General features: G+C 51.1%; 12 protein-coding genes. 10 read left to right on the forward strand and 2 right to left on the reverse strand.

The genetic code is table 11. The features are described from left to right. Nucleotides 1–235: 235 nt before the first annotated feature. Nucleotides 236–1,363: a hypothetical protein gene (locus tag SE18_RS18380; RefSeq protein WP_054535905.1), complete on the forward strand. Its 1,128-nt coding sequence runs from the start codon at nucleotides 236–238 to the stop codon at nucleotides 1,361–1,363. 41 nt (nucleotides 1,364–1,404) lie between these two features. Here SE18_RS18380 and SE18_RS18385 read toward each other — a convergent pair whose 3' ends face one another. Next, on the reverse strand, nucleotides 1,405–2,946 hold the full coding sequence (locus SE18_RS18385; RefSeq protein ID WP_236706900.1) for an FG-GAP repeat domain-containing protein: 1,542 nt from the start codon (nucleotides 2,944–2,946) through the stop codon (nucleotides 1,405–1,407). Between the two features lie 214 nt (nucleotides 2,947–3,160). On the opposite strand from SE18_RS18385, the gene SE18_RS18390 reads away from it, so the two are divergent. The 7 genes from SE18_RS18390 (at nucleotide 3,161) to SE18_RS18420 (ending at nucleotide 12,744) form a co-directional block, all read left to right on the forward strand. Beyond that, on the forward strand, nucleotides 3,161–3,406 hold the full coding sequence (locus tag SE18_RS18390; RefSeq protein ID WP_152976684.1) for a hypothetical protein: 246 nt from the start codon (nucleotides 3,161–3,163) through the stop codon (nucleotides 3,404–3,406). Nucleotides 3,407–3,904: 498 nt separating this feature from the next. Beyond that, complete coding sequence (locus SE18_RS18395) at nucleotides 3,905–5,107, forward strand: 30S ribosomal protein S1 (RefSeq protein WP_054535908.1); 1,203 nt, start codon at nucleotides 3,905–3,907, stop codon at nucleotides 5,105–5,107. A 331-nt stretch (nucleotides 5,108–5,438) separates the two neighbouring features. Further along, nucleotides 5,439–6,653: a glycosyltransferase gene (locus SE18_RS18400; protein WP_054535909.1), complete on the forward strand. Its 1,215-nt coding sequence runs from the start codon at nucleotides 5,439–5,441 to the stop codon at nucleotides 6,651–6,653. Beyond that, on the forward strand, nucleotides 6,650–7,765 hold the full coding sequence (locus SE18_RS18405; protein WP_054535910.1) for a glycosyltransferase family 4 protein: 1,116 nt from the start codon (nucleotides 6,650–6,652) through the stop codon (nucleotides 7,763–7,765). The genes SE18_RS18400 and SE18_RS18405 overlap by 4 nt, the downstream gene beginning before the upstream one ends. Then, nucleotides 7,729–9,618 (forward strand): asparagine synthase (glutamine-hydrolyzing), encoded by a 1,890-nt coding sequence (gene asnB / locus SE18_RS18410; RefSeq protein WP_054535911.1) that lies wholly within the window; start codon nucleotides 7,729–7,731, stop codon nucleotides 9,616–9,618. The genes SE18_RS18405 and asnB overlap by 37 nt, the downstream gene beginning before the upstream one ends. Further along, on the forward strand, nucleotides 9,596–10,966 hold the full coding sequence (locus tag SE18_RS18415) for a glycosyltransferase family 39 protein (protein ID WP_054535912.1): 1,371 nt from the start codon (nucleotides 9,596–9,598) through the stop codon (nucleotides 10,964–10,966). Before asnB ends, SE18_RS18415 begins: the two co-directional genes overlap by 23 nt. A gap of 446 nt (nucleotides 10,967–11,412) precedes the next feature. Further along, the gene (locus SE18_RS18420; protein ID WP_083469999.1) at nucleotides 11,413–12,744 is read left to right on the forward strand and encodes a heme o synthase; all 1,332 of its coding nucleotides are present in this window, start codon (nucleotides 11,413–11,415) and stop codon (nucleotides 12,742–12,744) included. Nucleotides 12,745–12,798: 54 nt separating this feature from the next. Here SE18_RS18420 and SE18_RS18425 read toward each other — a convergent pair whose 3' ends face one another. Next, entirely contained in the window at nucleotides 12,799–14,355 is a 1,557-nt protein-coding gene (locus SE18_RS18425; RefSeq protein ID WP_054535913.1) for a choice-of-anchor Q domain-containing protein, read from the reverse strand. Nucleotides 14,356–14,479: 124 nt separating this feature from the next. Between SE18_RS18425 and SE18_RS18430 the strand changes: the two genes are divergently transcribed. Beyond that, the gene (locus SE18_RS18430) at nucleotides 14,480–15,085 is read left to right on the forward strand and encodes an MBL fold metallo-hydrolase (protein WP_054535914.1); all 606 of its coding nucleotides are present in this window, start codon (nucleotides 14,480–14,482) and stop codon (nucleotides 15,083–15,085) included. 220 nt (nucleotides 15,086–15,305) lie between these two features. Beyond that, nucleotides 15,306–17,165: a maltodextrin glucosidase gene (gene malZ, locus SE18_RS18435; RefSeq protein WP_054535915.1), complete on the forward strand. Its 1,860-nt coding sequence runs from the start codon at nucleotides 15,306–15,308 to the stop codon at nucleotides 17,163–17,165. Nucleotides 17,166–17,373: the final 208 nt, after the last annotated feature.

The following is a 17,373-nucleotide window of genomic DNA, read 5'->3' on the forward strand; positions in this document are numbered from 1 at the left end:
GCTATCGAACATTAGGTGGAATAGCAACAGCATCATTTTTTGCCCCAGAGTGCACAGATTCGTTGGTTGCTGTTCCCATAGCCGATAGCCATGAATCCTTCGTGCGCTTCGTGTTGTTCGTGGTTAAATGGCTCTTTCCTCAACTCCCGACCTCATTTCTTATGCTCTCTGTTCTATGTTCTCTGTTCTTCAAGGTATACAATATCCCCAAGGATCTGCAAGCGTCGAGGGTGCTATGACAATGATCGAGGGATTAATCAATCTTGGGGTGTTTTTGATCGGGTTGGTAATTGTGGCCTTCACGCTATTTAGCGCAATTCGTATGGTGGTATTGCCACGCGGCGATAATGTGTGGCTGACGCGCAGCACGTTTCGGCTGGTGTATGGCTGCTTTTTGTTGCGTTTGCGCCGAATTAGCAACTACGAACAGGCTGATCGGGTGTTGGCGTTTTATGCACCAGTGGCGTTGTTAATTATTCCCGTGGTTTGGATGGTGTTGGCGATTACAGGCTTTACCTGTATGTTTTGGGCGGTTGGCGAACATCCATGGAGCAAGGCTTTTTTGCTCAGCGGCTCTTCAATGTTGACCTTAGGTTTTGCGCCTGTTGATTCGACGATTGAAACGATTTTGGCCTTTTTGGCGGCGACAGTGGGCTTGGGCATCGTTGCGTTGTTGATTGCCTATTTGCCAACGATGTATGGCGCGTTTTCCAAGCGCGAAGAAGCAGTGACCTTGCTCGAAGTGCGGGCTGGTACGCCACCATCGGCAATTACTATGATTCAGCGTTATCAACGGATTCATAATTTGGAGCGTATGCCTGAACAGTGGGCGGCTTGGGAACTCTGGTTTGCCGAGCTAGAGGAGAGCCACACGACCTTTGCAGCCTTGGCGTTTTTTCGCTCGCCCCAGCCTTATCGCTCGTGGATTACCGCTTCGGCGGCGGTCTTGGATGCAGCAGCGTTGGCAGTTTCGACGCTGGATATTCCGCGTCAGCCGGATGCCGATTTGTGTATTCGGGCTGGCTATCTGGCGCTGCGGCGGATCGCCGATTTATATATGATTCCCTATAATCCTTCGCCCCATGCAGACGAGCCAATTAGCATCACCCGGGCTGAGTTTGATGTGGCGTGTGCTGAATTGGCCGAGATTGGCGTGCCGCTCAAAGCCGACCGCGACCAAGCGTGGCGCGATTTTGCTGGCTGGCGGGTCAATTATGATCAGGTGCTGATCGAATTAGCCAAATTGGTGACTGCTCCGCCAGCGCCGTGGACAGGCGAGCGACCATTACCACTCTGTTTCAATATGCCGCGCTTTGGCAACAAACGCCGTCAATTGGCTAAAGAACCAACAGGCTCGATTTAAAAAACAAACCGCGCATTATGAAAAATGCGCGGTTCGTTTGTTTAACGGGTATATTTGCCGTTGCGATAATTATTTTGGCGTGCGGTTGGCCACGGCATCCGATCCAGCCGATAGGTTGCGGGCGTAGCCCAAACGTATAGCACGCCGCCCTTGCTATGGGCCAAAATCTCAGTCTTGCCATCGCGATCCAAATCGGCCAAGGTTGGGCCAGCAGAAATGCCCTTAAAATTGGTGCTATTTGGCTCGTAGGTAAATTTCAGCGGGTAAGGGGCTTGGTTTACGCCGCTGGTATTGAGTGCATACAAGCGCACATAGGTATTGGCGGTCGTATCGAAGCTATAGGTGCCAAAGACAATATCGACCTTGCCATCGCCCGTCACATCGCCAATTGCAACCTCACTGGCATAGAGTTTTTTGCCGCTGGTGTAATTAAACGACCACAATTGAGTTCCATCATGCTTGTAGGCGCGAATTGTGCCGTCGTCGTAGGTCACAACAATTTCTAATTTGCCATCGTTTTCAAAATCGGCTAAGGCCACAGGATTGTTGGGCGTGAAATAATTGGCTTTGAGCGGTCTGCCGACAGTTTTGCCAACCGACCAGCCTGTTTTGCGTTTGCCATCGGCGCCAACGACCAACAAAGCGCTTGAGGTTTGTTCGTGGTTGCTCAGCGGATCGCGCACCTTGCCCGCAAAGACAATCTCTTGCTTGCCATCGTTATCTAAATCGCCGATTGCTGGGGCAACGCGGGTATATTCGATGTATTTATCTTTGCCCCAGGTGCGTTTAGCTTCGTCGAGATAGGTTTGCAAGGGCCAGCCAGGCAGCAATTGGCCTTTGCCATTGTAGGCATAAAAATATAGCTCATCGCGGCCCATCAAAATTTCGGCGAAGCCATCATTATTAATATCAGCAGCGCTGACTTGGCCAAACGCACCGGAGCCTTTGTGCGAGGAGGTGGGAAAGCCCGTTACAGTTGCACCATTGTACGACCAAGCATACAAATTGGGCGCATAATTCGTATCGCTGCCAGCTTCGTTGGTGGTAATCCCAATCACTTCCATGCGCGAATCGCCCACAATATTGGCAATTGTCACGCTCATAAATTCTGGCTCGTTGCCGTTGGTGATATTGGCCCAAGCCATTTCACGTGGCCAGCCGCTGCGAATTTTGCCCTGATAATCAAAGACAAAGACTTTGCCGCGTTTGCCAGCGGTTGCGGCGCTGCCCCGGGTTCCGGCCACCACTTCGAGCTTGCCATCGTTATCAATATCGCCAATTGCGAGTGAGCTATTGATCCGCGGATCGTTATCGCAGACCGTGCCAGTTTTCCATGGAAAGCCTGCTAGCTCCTTGCCCAGATGATCCCAGCCCCAAATACAGCCGGTGCTATCGGCGGTCAAGACCTCTAAATTGCCATCATTATTCAAATCGACAACACTGGGTGAGGCAAAAAAACTGCCATATGGCTCGGAATCAGGAAACCCTGCTTTATAGGGTACAGTTGATTGAGCCTGAACTGGCTGAATCAATAAACCAATTAACAACACACAGAACAACATCCCTAAGCGTCGATACAACACTCCTTACCTCCTAATTGATGAGATGATGGGGAACAATGGAAACAACACTGTCTCTTCTAGATGGAGTTGCTGGATATACTATGGAGTGTAGCATAATTAAGGCTTAAACTTATGAATATTGATTAACATAAGCTGCGAATTTTTAATAATTAATCAGCAAAATCACGGCATTGCTTCTGCTATAGCCAACGCTAGGATAACCAAGGAGGCTTTTATGCACTGCCCAAAATGCACAAATGCAATGACCACCTCTGCTTTGGTGACCCCAGATGGGGTTGAAATTATGGTGCTTGGCACCTTGGCGAGCGGCCATCGGCCACTTTCGGCCCAAGTTTGTAGCGCCTGCGGCTACACCGAGCTGTATGCGGCCCAATGGACCGAAGAAATTCAACAAGCGCGTGAAACCGCTGTTTTAGAAGCCGAGCCAATTGCGGTAGCCAGCGCCGAACCAGCCTTGTAGCCCTTTAACGTCCAGCATAGCTTGCTGGACGTGCCCTTTTGGGGATGGAATGCTAATGGATTAGGATTAAATGGCTAACTCCAAAGATTAATTGAGATTTGACATTCGCTGCTAACCTACGTATAATTGCAGGCGCGTAAAAACCATTAAATTTCGTTGATCGTAGCCTTACGTCTCTGTGAGTCGTGGTTGTGCTGATAACCAGCGAAGGAGAACACAGCGTTTCGTGTTTCCCCAAAATCACCGTCAAACAAAGATGCATTTCGCGCAAAGCACGATCACGTGATGCGCTTTTTTAACGCCATTTTTTCAGCTGAACAGTCAGCGGGCGACCTCGCTGTTTGGCGTTGACTATAGATGCAACTTTGGTGTGGCAGCACGTAAATCCTCATTTCTACGCAACGCCCCCGAATGAAGCTCTCCGAATATTTAACTTGGTCGCATTGGCCTAACCCTGTGAGCTTGCTCGCAGACCCATCAAAACTAATTGGAGACCCGATGACAGTGGACACCGAAAGCATGGATGCCGTTCAAGATTGGACGACACTGCTTGCTGAGTACGATTATCAACGCCCAGAACGCGGCCAACTGCGTGAAGGTATCGTTATGCGCGTCGAAGACAGCCAAATCTTGGTTGACATTGGCGCAAAGCACGAGGGCGTTATCCCTAACCAAGATCTGCGGCGCTTGCCACCAGAAATGGTTAGTGGCATCAAGAACGGTGACACACTGCAAGTGTACGTGATGGAGCCAGAATCAAAAGAAGGCGAACTGGTTCTGTCACTCAACATGGTGCAGGTTGAGCGCGATTGGCAAGAAGCCCAAACGATGCTCGAAAATGGTCAAATCATCGAAGCTGGCGTTGTTGGTTTCAACAAGGGCGGTTTGTTGGTTCAAGTTGGCCGTGTGCGCGGTTTCGTACCAGCCTCACAAGTTGTCAACTTGCACAGCCGCACTGGTACCGAAGGTCAACAAAGCGCTATGACCAAGATGGTCGGCCAAAATATTCCTTTGAAAGTTATCGAAGTTGATCGCGATCGCAATCGCTTGGTACTTTCAGAGCGGGCTGCTATGCAACGCTGGCGCCAATCGCAAAAGGAACGCTTGCTCGAAACCCTCGAACCAGGCGCAGTGGTCACTGGTCGGGTCAACCAACTCACCCCATTCGGTGCATTCATCGATTTGGGCGGTGCTGATGGTTTGGCTCACATCTCAGAACTTTCATGGCAACGGGTTAACCACCCACGCGAAGTCTTGCAACCAGGCCAAGAAGTCCAAGTGTATGTCTTGGAAGTCGATCGCGACCGCGAACGGATTGGCTTGAGCTTGCGCCGTTTGCAGCCAGATCCATGGGCAACCATCGATCAACGCTACGACCTCGGCCAATTGATCGTTGGTGAAGTAACCAACATCGCTCCTTTCGGCGTGTTTGTACGCGTTGAAGAAGGCGTTGAAGGTTTGATCCACGCTTCAGAATTGACCGAAAACGGCCAATCGCCAGACTCGTTGCAACAAGGCCAACAAGTGCAAGTGAAGGTGATCAGCCTTGATCGCCAACGCCAACGCCTTGGCTTGAGCTTGCGTCGCGTCGATGGCGATGGTGAAGCCGCTGAAGCAGCAGCAGCTCCTGTAGCTGACGTTGTTGAAGCGAACACCGAAACCGCTAGCGAAGCAACCACTGAAGAAGAAGTTGGCGCATAAGATCGTCTGACGATTTTGGGCAACGGGCTGTGTCGTTTTGGCACGGCTCGTTGTTTTTTAACTGGGGATTGGGGGTTGGAGGTCGGGGCCAGACCATTTAACCACGAAGGACACGAAGAGCACGAAATATGGCTATAGGCTCTGGGCTACAGGCTTTTGGCTATCGGAACATTATTTGTGAAATTCGTGCAATTCGTGGCTAAAAAACGGCTTTTGGCTATGGATTATGAATTATGGAAATAATAATCTGAGCTAATCTGTGACAATCTGTGGCTAAACATGCTCTATGTTCTATGCTCTCATAATTCCCGATCCCTAACAACCAAATTCTATGCTCAAAACACTCTACATAACCTACGATGGCTTGCTCGACCCGCTGGGCCAAACGCAGATTTTGCCTTATTTAGAGGGCTTGGCTGTGCAACACGGCCATCGATTTGTTATCCTCTCGTTTGAAAAAGCTGAACGTTGGGCGGATGTTGCGCGGCGGCAGACGATCATTGAGCGTTTGCAACGCCATAATGTTGTGTGGCTCCCGTTGCGCTACCATCAACGCCCAACTCTGCCCGCAACCTTATATGATTTAATGCTGGGGCTGTGGACGGCAATCATCGCTGTGCAACGCTATCAGATTCAAGCGTTGCACATTCGTTCAACTGTGCCGCTGACGCTTGGATTGTTGCTCAAACGCTGGTTTAAGCTACCTTTGCTCTTCGATTTGCGCGGCTTTTGGGCCGATGAACGGGCCGATTTGGGCATGCCACGCACTGGCTTGCTTTATCGCTTGCTCAAAAAACTAGAGCAAACTGGCCTCAATCAAGCTGAGCAAATTGTAAGTTTGACCAAACAAAGCTTGCGCTATTTAGCCGAGCATAGCCATAATCCACAAATTGCCGAGAAAACTACAGTTATTCCATGCGCCGCCAATTTGCAACGCTGGCAGCGTGACGAACAAGCGCGAACGCGGATTCGCCACGAATTGGGTTGGCAAACAAAGCAGATTGTAGTTTATAGTGGCTCACTTGGCGGCGGCTATCGCAGTGCCGATTTGGCCGAATGTTTTGCCACCTGGCTGCAAAGCGAGCCAAATTTGCGTTGGTTGGTGCTTTCCAATCAAGATCCACAGCCGTTGATCAAGGCCTTGCAGCATTTGAATGTCCCCGCCGAATCTTATACAATCCGCAGTGTAGCGAGCAACGATGTGGCGCAATGGCTGAGCAGCGCCGATGTTGCGATCTCGTTAATTACGCCGAGCTATGCCAAAATTGCCTCGTCGCCAACCAAATTTGGCGAATATCTGGCCTGTGGCTTGCCGATTTTTAGCAACGCCGGCATTGGCGATAGCGAAGAATTATTTGCCCAAGGCGTGGCGATTAAAATTGCTGATTTTAGCGTAGCTGCCTATCAAATAGCCTGGCAACGCTATCAAGCCCTGCGCCAACAGCCCGATCTTGCTCAACGCTGTCGAGCTTTTGCCGAACGTGAGTTTGATTTGGCGAGCGCAATCGAACGTTATGCAGCCTGTTATCGTGAGTTAGAACGATGAACCAAGCGCACTCTGTGCTTTGCCTGACAGCCTATCAACCAATGCTGACAGCCAGTGTGCGCTATCGAATTATGCCCTATGCGCCAGCTTTGGCCGCAGCGGGAATTGCCTTGAACTATGTGCCTTTCGCCACCCCACGGCTTCAGCGCTTGCTCTATCAACCAAAGCGTTATCCCCAGAAAATGGCGGCTATGCTTGGCTCGCTGGTTCGATGGCTGGCCAAATTGCCCCGCCAACCAGCAGCAGTGATTGTGCAACGTGAGGCGGCGTTAATCGGTGCTCCAATCATTGAGCGTTGGTTTAGTCGGCGCGTGCCAGTTATTTTCGATTTTGATGATGCAATTTTTTTTCCGACCGATCCCAAGCGTAGCATCAATGGCTGGCTGAGCCGTTTAGCGCGACCAACCAGCAAAACCGATCAATTATTGCGGTTTAGCCACATGGTTTGGGCGGGTAATGCTTATTTGGCCGATTATGCGCGGCGTTTCAATCCCAATGTGCATATTATTCCCACCGTGGTTGATTGCCACCAATGTCAGCCGCGATCTGTGCCAAGCCCGCACATTTGCACGCTTGGCTGGATTGGCAGCCATTCGACCGCCCGCTATTTGGAGCAACTGCGACCAGTATTGAGCCAGCTCGCCGAGCACTATCGCTTTCGCTTGCTCGTGGTTGGAGCGGCGCAAGCAATCGAGATTGCAGGCGTTGAATGCTTGAATCTCGATTGGCAACAAGCCCGCGAATGGTACGATTTTCAGCAAATTGACATCGGGCTTTATCCGATTGAAGCAGATTTGTGGGCCGAGGGCAAATGTGGCCTCAAAGCAATTCAATATGGCGCGGCGGCAATTCCTAGCGTGTGCAGCGCAGTTGGGGTTAATCAACAGATCATCGAGCATGGCCAGACCGGATTTTTGGCGACAAATCCTGCCGAATGGGCTGAATATTTGGGTCGTTTGCTCGAAGATAGGCAATTGCGTCTGCAAATGGGCAACGCAGCGCGCCAAAAAATCGAGGCCGAATACAGCGTGCAGCGCTATCAAACCAAGATTGTGGCAGCACTCAAGGAATGTTTATGTGTGGAATCTGCGGCATCGTCAGCACAAGCCTAATCGAGCCAAACACCATTCAGGCAATGAACCAACAATTGAGCCATCGCGGACTGGATGGAGCAGGAATTTGGCAAGCGCCAAGTTGTCAGTTAGGCCATCGGCGCTTGGCAATTATCGATTTGGCGACTGGCGATCAGCCATTGAGCAGCCCCGATGGCGCTTGGCAGTTGGTGTTCAACGGCGAAATTTATAATTTTCGGGCTTTGCGCCAGCAATTGCATGGGCTTGGCTATCAATTTCGCACCAACAGCGATACTGAAGTGTTGCTTGCCGCCTTGATCGAATGGGGCGAAGAGGCCTTGCCACGACTTGAAGGCATGTTTGCCTTTGCGGCCTGGCACACGCCAAACCAGCGTTTGTGGCTGGCTCGCGATCGCTTGGGCAAAAAACCGCTCTACTACAGCCAAACCAACAATGGCTTGGTGTTTGGCTCAGAAATCAAAGCCTTGTTGGCGTATCCTGAGCTTGAGCGCAGCTTAAATCCACAAGCGCTTTCAGCCTATTTGACCTATGGTTACGTGCCAAATCCTGCGACGTGGTATGCCAAGATTCAGCAACTTGCACCCGGCCATGGCTTGGTTTGGCACGCTGGCAGCATTCGTGAATGGCCTTGGTGGCAGGCTCGCCAGTTTGCTCAGCAGCCACGGCTCAAGGTTTCGGCCAAGGCTGCGATTGAACAAACGCGCCAGTTGGTTAGGGCCGCAGTTGAAAAACGCTTAGTTAGCGATGTGCCATTGGGTGCGTTTCTCAGCGGTGGTTTAGATTCGAGCATCGTTGTGGCCGAAGCACAAGCATTGCTCGGCCAGCAATTGCAAACCTTCAGTATTGGCTTTGCTGGTGGCGGTTGGTACGACGAAAGCGCTTATGCTGAGTTGGTTGCTAAACAGCTTGGCACCAAACATCATTGCTTTATGCTCGAGCCAAATGCAATTGTTGAATTACCACATGTGCTCGCCCACTACGATGAGCCATTTCTCGATTCTTCGGCCTTGCCCATGGCCTTGCTCAGCCAAATGACCCGCGAACATTGCACGGTGGCCTTATCGGGCGATGGTGGCGACGAGGTGTTTGCTGGCTACGAGCGCTTTGGCGCTGGTCTCTGGACGCAGCGCTACCACCAATTGCCACGCCTACTACGCCGTAGCATTGAACAAACAATCGCTGCGCTGCCAAACCCCAAGGCCAACCAGCGCTTGGCTCGGCTCAAACGGGTGGTGGCAAAAATCAAATTGCCGTTAGCGCAAGGCTTTCCGCGCTGGCTCATGGCGTTTACCCCAGAAGAATTGGCGGATTGGGGCGTAGTTGAGCTTCAGCCAAGCACTGCCGAACACTATCGCCAAGCAACGGCAGGCGTTGCTGATCCGTTGGCGCAGTTGTTGTGTTATAACCTTACTAGCTATTTGACCGATGATCTGCTGGTAAAAACCGATCGCATGAGCATGGCCTATGGCTTGGAAGTACGCTCGCCATTTTTAGATCAGCATTTGGTTGAGTGGGCTTTGCAATTGCCAGCCCATCTGCTGTGGCGCGGTGGGCGCGGCAAATGGTTGTTGCGCCAAGCCTACGCTGAACGCCTGCCTAAAACAATTCTTGAGCGGCCAAAACATGGCTTTGGCGTGCCGCTTGATGCGTGGTTTCGCCAACAACTTAAACCCATGCTGCACGATTATTTACTGGCTGATGCGAGTAACATTCAGCAATGGCTGGCCAAACCCAAGCTTGAACAACTTTGCAAAGCTCATTGGGCTGGTACAATCAACGCAGGACATCAACTTTGGACATTGCTCAGTTTAGAACTATGGCTGCAAACTCATCACCAAATGAGGCCAGATGCGCACAATTATGTGGATTAAGAATCATCGTTGGCTTAGCTCGTTATTGGTTGCCTGCCTTTGCTTTGGCTTAGGCGGCGTGGCGGGCTTGATGCCGCTGCGTTATTTGGCTGGGATGGCATTTTGCCTTGGCCTGACAGCGCTGGCTTATGGCTGGGTTTGGCTGATTAGCAAGCCAGACGAGTTGCGCAGCATGCTTGTGCTGTGTTTTGCGGCGATGGGCTTGCGTTGGGGAGCCAGCTTTGCGCTGGAATTTCTCTGGCCCAGTTTCGAATCGCTGAGTGATGGCGCAGCCTATGGCCCGCATGCCATGGCAATTGCCCAAGCATGGCGGCTTAATTATTTTGCTAGCTACGAAGCGGTGGTTGCTACGCCAGTTGGCGCGCCTGGCTATGTTTATTTTTCGGCAGTGCTTTTTTGGCTGTTCGAGCCAAATACCTTGCTGGTGAAGTTGGCCAATGGATTGTTTGCAGGCATGGCGGCGGTCTACACTGCCAAATTAGGTAACCACTTTTTCGATCAGCGAGTTGGGCGTTTTGCGGCAATTTGGATGCTCTTTATGCCCTCGCTGGTGCTCTGGACTTCGCAAAACCTCAAAGATAGCGCGGTAGTACTACTTTCGGTCTGGATTTTGTATGTTGCCAGCCAAGGTTTGCGCTCATCGCTCTGGCAAATTCCCTTGTTGGTGGTGCTGATTGGGGCTTTGATGAGCGTGCGCCGCGAAACCTCGATTGGCATTGGTTTGATGATCGCCTTGACGATTGGCTTTCAGCAAACCCGCCATTGGCTGACCCGCTTGAGCTTGAGCGTCATAACTATTGTGGCTTTGGGTTTGGTGCTTTCAGGCAGTGGTTATGGCTTTTTGGGCAGCGATTATCTGCAAGAGCGGCTTTCGCTGAGTGCAATTGCCGAAAAGCGCGAGGCCAACTCGACTGGCACAGGCACAATTGAAAATACGATTGATACGACTACGCCGCTTGGTTTTGCGCGCTATTTGCCAATTGCCTTGATTAATTTTTGGTTGCGGCCTTGGCCGTGGGAAGCGACTAAAAGCACCGCCCAGTTGTTGACGATTCCCGAAGCGGCGTTGCTGTGGTATCCGCTGTGGATTTTGGCGATGCTTGGCATGCTGTTGGCATGGCGTAGCCGTTGGCGCGAAACGATGTTACTGTGGTTGTATTTGTTGGCTGGCAGTGCTGCGGCTGCGCCGCAATATGGCAATTTTGGCACAGCCTACCGCCATAGGGTGCAACTGTGGCCAATCTTCTTTTTGTTTGCTGGCTATTGTTGGTATCGTTGGCGCGATGCGCGAATGGAGCAACGCCAAGCAAGAACTGTTTATAGACCGAGCATCGAGCAACGAACATAGGGGCTGGGGATCAGGGATCGGGGGCTAGAATAACCGAAACCGCGAAGGACGCGAAGGACGCGAAGAACGATTATTTTTTAGCCACGAATTGCACGAATGGTGCTTTTTTTTGCCACAGATTGGCACAGATTATTGTTTTTATTCCCTATAGCCAATAGCGTGAACCTTCCAATTATGTTCTATGCTCTCTGCTCTATGTTCTTACTCCTTTCCTCTGCGCCTCTGCGTTAAAAAACTAGTTGGATTTTTTGCCATAGATTGCCCAGATTCGTGGAATTATGTTCTATGCTCTATGCTCTTACGCAAGCCTCTAAAATCTGCTAAGCGTTTGACACTCCGAAATGGCTATGCTATATCTTTGAGAGAACATAATCAATGGTATCATAGCGAGCAGCCGTTCAAGCGGAACGGCCTGTTTGTTAGCGCGTACAAAGGAACCGAGGCCTATGCCGGCTCTTGCCACCCCTGAACAAAAAAATGAGGTCAGTGCAGCAATCAGTGAACGCTTGCCTGCAAAGCCTCGCGATTCGTTTCGTCCGACCGCAGCCTTGACGGCGGTTTTTAGTGCTTTAACAACCGTCAATAGCCTATGGTGGGTTTTGAGTCCACAGCATACGCTGGCTCCGGTCGTATTTGGTTGGTTGTTGGTTTGTGGCTTGTTGGGCTTGATCTCGGTGGTCGGCTCAGCGCGAGCTGAACATCGGCCAATTCAATGGCTCACCTGGATTGCCCAGCCCTTGGGCATTGCCGTGATTGCCTTGGTCAATACCACCTATGCAGATTGGGTTGGTTGGGCCAATTTGGCGTGTGCCGTGGCAACCACCATCGTCACTGGCTTCATTGCCTATTTGGCCTATCACAGCGAAATCAGCACGCCCAAAAATCAAACCAACAGCAAATTAGCCGATTTTCGGGTCTTGATGAAGTTTCGGATTATTTCGCTACTCTTGCTGACCACCCTCATTCCCATGTATTTGGCGAATGGCGGCGAGTGGCCCAAATTTTATATTGTGGTGTTGACCTTGCTTGGTGGCACGTTGGCCGCAGGCGGGGCCAATGCGATCAATATGTTCTACGATCGCGATATTGATGCAGTGATGAGCCGCACCAAAAAACGCCCCTTACCGAATAATCGCTTGACCCAATGGGAAGTTTTGGGCTTTGGCCTGACGCTCAGCGTGTTATCGTTCTTGGTGCTCTTGCCAGTTAATTTGTTAACTGCAATTTTGGCGGTGAGCGGCATTTTCTACTACGTGGTGATTTATACCATGTGGCTGAAGCGTACCACGGTGCAAAATATTGTGATTGGCGGTGCGGCTGGGGCAATTCCGCCAATGGTTGGTTGGGCTGCTGGCACTGATATTAACTTGTTTGTGGATAGCCCAATTAAGTGGCTGCCCGCAGTGTTTCTGTTTGCCATCGTCTTTTACTGGACTCCACCACACTTCTGGGCCTTGGCAATTATTCGACGCGAAGATTATGCCAAAGCTGGCGTGCCAATGTTGCCAGTCGTCAAAGGCGAGGCCGAAACCCGTCGCCAAATTGTGCTTTATTCGTTCATTATGATTGCGCTTTCGTTTATGTTGGTTTCGTTACAAGTGGTTGGCTTGTTGTACCTTGGCTTGGCCATGGTGCTGGGCGCAATTTTCTTGTATTACGCCGCCAACATGATGCGTGACCACTCGCATGCCGCTGCATGGAAGCTCTATCGCTATTCGTTGCTCTATCTGGCGCTTTTATTTGTGGCCATGGGCATCGACCGCGCCTTGCTCGGCTAAATTGGCTGCAATCAAACCCGCTTGTCTTCATCCAAGGCAAGCGGGTTTTTGCTTTTAGTTGGGTTTGCTCGCCAGCGGCAGATAAATAGTATGGCTTGGGCTAAATGGAGCACCATTATATTCAAATGCGCCAATGTCACAGGTTCCCTCCCGCGTATACCCACGCTGATCAAGCCCAATACATGTTGCAGGATTGCCTGCATTGATCGCTGGACTGCCAGCAGGCAAGGCTGCGGTTTTGGTCGCGCCACCGTTATTGGCGAGGCTGCCAAGGCTCAACTCAGGTGTGCGAATCCCGCTCGTACAGTTGGTTTCGTTCCAGAAATTAGGGTTGGGATTTTTGGGCGGATACTGCATATTATTGCCGCCATCAATCAATGCGTTGGTACAATGTTGCATAATCTTGATAGACCAATCGGTTGAGTTGTGGGCAAACAGCGTATTGCGAATAGTGATCGTTTGGCCTGCGATTGCGCCGCCATTGAAACCAGCATGGTTCTGGGCAAATGTTGCGTTGGTAATATCCACCGCTGCGTTATTGTTGACTGCCAAGGCTCCGCCATTGCCTTTTTTCCATTCTTCAGCATCAGGATAACTACGCGGATCGGTTGCATCATTGGCATAAAAGGTTGTGTTGCGGATGGTTGCTGGGGCATCGACCCATAAACCGCCGCCTTGGCCAATGGCTTTATTGCCTTCGAGCGTCGAATTGTTGATAAAGAGGCGTTCGTTGCTTACACCAGCTGCGGCAAAGCCATACCAAATTGCTCCCCCAGTGCCAGACCAATTGGCTGATGAAGCGTAGGTCACGCTATTATTGCTAAAACTCGAACGCTCAATTGTGGCGGTTTCGTTGCTATACAAACCAATAAAAATCGCGCCGCCATGGTTGTTGCTGGTGTTGCCTATGTAGCTATTGTTCTGGAGCATAACGCCATCGGGGCCGCCATCGGCGGGCGATCGTGTTCCATCGATGTAGATTGCCCCACCGCCGCCACAATCGCCATACTGATTGATCGCAGCAGTATGCATGGCGCTATTTTGCTCAAAGCTGCTATTGCTAACCACCAAGTTGGTGCGCAAGCTATTAATTGCGCCGCCATTATTAGCCCGATTGTTGATAAACACGCTCCGATCAATTGTTGCCCGACTGCCGCCACCAATGAAGATTGCCCCGCCACCATCGCAGGCCGCACTATCTTTCGTCGCTTGATTGTTTTCAAAATGCACATTGCTGATGCTCAGCGTATTCCAAAAGCCAATTTTGAGGCCCGCGCCTTGATCGCTCGTGTGGCCATTGCGAATCGTTAAGTTGCGCAGGCTAATGTTGAGGTGATTGGCGCTGCGCAGCAAGCGCCGCGTATTCTGACCATCAAAAATTGCGTTGTTATTGCCGTTGATTTCGGTAGCTTGGTTAAGCATAAGTTCGTTGCTAAATATAAGCACGGTTGGGCTGCTACAATTGATATTGATGGTGCCGCCAGCGCTGATTGCTGCGCTAACCGCCGCCGAATTACAATCAACCAGCTGGCTGCTGGCTTGAGAATTGCTCGGCCATAATCCAGCCAGCAACCCAAGCAGCAAGAGAATTCGCCCAAATAATAAAACCATCGAACACTCCTTAATAATGAATTAATTCATATGATACTGCACCATACCAAAACAATGCTTTTTGGTGCATACCATTACCATTGGGTGCATTTGAATCTATAATGAAGCAAGGAGGAAACTTGTGATGGAATTACGACACCGCGCCGTTGGGCCATGGCCAATGAACACGTATGCTTTGGTTTGCCCACATACCAACCAAAGTGTGCTGATCGATCCCGGGGCCGACCCCGCGCGCTTGCAGGCGATGCTCAACAACACTACGCCGATTGCAATTTGGCTAACTCACACCCACAACGACCATATTGGCGAAGTTGCTAGCATGCGCCAACGTCTGAATGTGCCAGTGCTTGGCCATCCAGGGCCGCAAACTCGGCCTGTGCCACTTGATGATAGTATCAGCGATGGTCAGCTTTTGACGGTTGGTCAACACACAATCAAGGCCGTCTACACGCCTGGGCATACTGGCGATATGGTTAGTTTTTTGGTCGCTGATAGCCCAATTGCGATTGTTGGCGATACGATTTTCGCTGGCGGGCCGGGCCGCACCTGGTCGGCTGCCGATTTTCAAACGACCTTACAAACCCTGCGCAACATCATCCTAAGCTGGGATGATCAGCTGATCTGTTATGCTGGCCATGGCCCAGAATTCAGCTTAGGCTCAATTCGCCCCAAAATCGAAGCCTTCATCGCCCGCGATCACGGCGATTTCTACGGCGACGCTGAGTGGTAAGAGCTGGGGTCGGGGATTGGTTGTTGGGGAGCGGGAATTATGAGAGCATAGAACATAGAGCATAAGGAAATTGACATTGGGATAGCAAGGATCGGTTAGAAACTTAATATCGCTATAGCCAAAAGCCGATAGCCATCAGACTATAGCCAATTGTCTGCTATTAATGCTCTCCGATCCCCAGCCCCCAGCAACCGATCCCCATTAGTAACGAGAAACACCAATGCACTATCCAACTTGGACGCGCGCTGTTTACCACGATGGTTCGGCGCTTTATCTTCAACCAAGCCAGCCTTATACGATTGGCCAAACGGTGACGCTGCGGTTGCGCAGCTCTCTTGATGCGCCAATTAGCCAAGTGTTTATTCGGCTCTGCCCTGATGGCGAGCAAACCTTTGTGCTGATGCAACCTGCCGAACGCACGCTAACAGAGCAATGGTGGCAGGGTAGCATTACGCTCTCAATGCCACGCACTGGCTATCGCTTTTGGCTGATGACCGAGCACGGCGGTTGGTGGCTTTCGGCAGCGGGCATACAACGCTCAACGCCAACCGATGCGACAGATTTTAAGCTCTTGGCCGACTATCACGCCCCAACTTGGGTGCATTCGGCAGTGTTCTACCAAATTTTCCCCGATCGTTTTTGTGATGGCGAGCCGAGCAATAATGTGGTTGCTGGCGAGTATAACGTGTATGGCGTGCCAGCTATCGCCCGTCAGTGGGGCGAAACGCCGCAGAAAGCAACTGGTGGCGTAGAATTTTTTGGCGGCGATTTACAGGGCATTACCCAAAAGCTTGATTATCTTGATCAGCTGGGAATTAATGCGCTGTATCTTACGCCGATTTTCACTGCGCCATCGAACCACAAATACGATACCGCCGATTATTTGCAGATCGATCAGCATTTTGGCGGCGAAGCGGCCTTGGTGGAGTTGCGCCAAGCCAGCCAGCGCTACCAGATGAAATTAATGCTTGATATTGTGCTCAATCACTGTGGCTATACCCATCATTGGTTTACGGCGGCCCAAGCAGATGCCAAGGCGCCAAGCGCCGATTATTTTTCGTGGATCGAGCATCCCAACGAGTATGAATCGTGGCTTGGCCATCGTTCGTTGCCCAAACTCAATTATGCCAGCCAGGGCTTGCGCCACGCAATTTATGGCGCTGAGCAATCGATTGTGCGCCATTGGTTGCGCCAACCATATGCGATTGATGGCTGGCGGATTGACGTGGCAAATATGTTGGCGCGCCAAGGCCCAAGCCAATTGGGGCATAAAATTGGTCGCGCCTTGCGCCGTTCGGTCAAAGCTGAAGCTCCTGAGGCCTACTTGCTGGGCGAACATTTCTACGATGGCAGCAACCATTTGCAGGGCGACGAACTCGATGCCAGCATGAATTATCGCGGTTTTACTTTTCCAACCTTGCAATGGCTGGTTGGCTTCGATATGGCCTCGGTTTGGAATTTGGCCTGGGAAGATCGGGCCTTATTGCCAAGCGAAGCCTTGGGTGAGCAATGGCTCGCGTTTTTGGCGGTTATTCCATGGCAAATCGCCTTACAACAATTTAATTTGCTCGATTCGCACGATACGCCACGTTTGCTGACGATTGTTGGTGGCAATTTAGCGTTGCATCAGGTTGCGGTAACCTTGCAAATGAGCTTTCCTGGCGTGCCATGCATTTATTATGGCGATGAAATTGGGCTGCAAGGTGGCGGCGATCCCTATTGCCGTGGCTGTATGCCGTGGGATGCCCAAGCTTGGGATCACGAACTGCTCGGATTTTATCGCCGCTTGATTGCATTGCGCCGCAGTTCGAGTGCGCTAAGCGTTGGCGGGTTTCAATTATTGCTGGCCGAGGGCGATACGGTGGCGTTTATGCGGCGTAGCGTTGATGAATGTTTGTTGATTGTTGCGCAACGGGCTGCCACCAACATTCCATCAATTCCAATGCTGGCAACAGGCCTCGCCGATGGAACTGTTTTTGCGCAGGTTGACGAGCTAACTGAAATTACCATTGAGGCTGGCGCGTTGCAATTGCCCCAAACTGGCATTGGCGCAAGTATTTGGCGCATGCTAAGAACATAGAACACAGAGCATAGAACATAGGGATCTTGGGATCGGTTGTTGGGGTTTGGGGAAGCATTGATCCACGAAGGACACGAAGGGCACGAAGGATGAGGCTATTGGCTGTAGGCTATGGGCTATCGGAAGCATGGTTGGAATTCCCATGGTAACCAATAGCCAAAAGCCCTCATCTTCTGAAACCACGAAGAGCGCGAAGATCGCGAAGGTT

This window comes from Herpetosiphon geysericola (assembly GCF_001306135.1).
GTDB classification, from domain to species: Bacteria; Chloroflexota; Chloroflexia; order Chloroflexales; family Herpetosiphonaceae; genus Herpetosiphon; species Herpetosiphon geysericola.

Excerpts from the sequence above, each read along its gene's own strand:
- SE18_RS18380 (WP_054535905.1), top strand. The coding sequence starts at position 236 with ATGACAATGATCGAGGGATTAATCAATCTTGGGGTGTTTTTGATCGGG.
- SE18_RS18390 (WP_152976684.1), top strand. The coding sequence starts at position 3,161 with ATGCACTGCCCAAAATGCACAAATGCAATGACCACCTCTGCTTTGGTG.
- SE18_RS18395 (WP_054535908.1), top strand. The coding sequence starts at position 3,905 with ATGACAGTGGACACCGAAAGCATGGATGCCGTTCAAGATTGGACGACA.
- SE18_RS18400 (WP_054535909.1), top strand. The coding sequence starts at position 5,439 with ATGCTCAAAACACTCTACATAACCTACGATGGCTTGCTCGACCCGCTG.
- SE18_RS18405 (WP_054535910.1), top strand. The coding sequence starts at position 6,650 with ATGAACCAAGCGCACTCTGTGCTTTGCCTGACAGCCTATCAACCAATG.
- asnB (WP_054535911.1), top strand. The coding sequence starts at position 7,729 with ATGTGTGGAATCTGCGGCATCGTCAGCACAAGCCTAATCGAGCCAAAC.
- SE18_RS18415 (WP_054535912.1), top strand. The coding sequence starts at position 9,596 with ATGCGCACAATTATGTGGATTAAGAATCATCGTTGGCTTAGCTCGTTA.
- SE18_RS18420 (WP_083469999.1), top strand. The coding sequence starts at position 11,413 with ATGCCGGCTCTTGCCACCCCTGAACAAAAAAATGAGGTCAGTGCAGCA.
- SE18_RS18425 (WP_054535913.1), bottom strand. The coding sequence starts at position 14,355 with ATGGTTTTATTATTTGGGCGAATTCTCTTGCTGCTTGGGTTGCTGGCT.
- SE18_RS18430 (WP_054535914.1), top strand. The coding sequence starts at position 14,480 with ATGGAATTACGACACCGCGCCGTTGGGCCATGGCCAATGAACACGTAT.
- malZ (WP_054535915.1), top strand. The coding sequence starts at position 15,306 with ATGCACTATCCAACTTGGACGCGCGCTGTTTACCACGATGGTTCGGCG.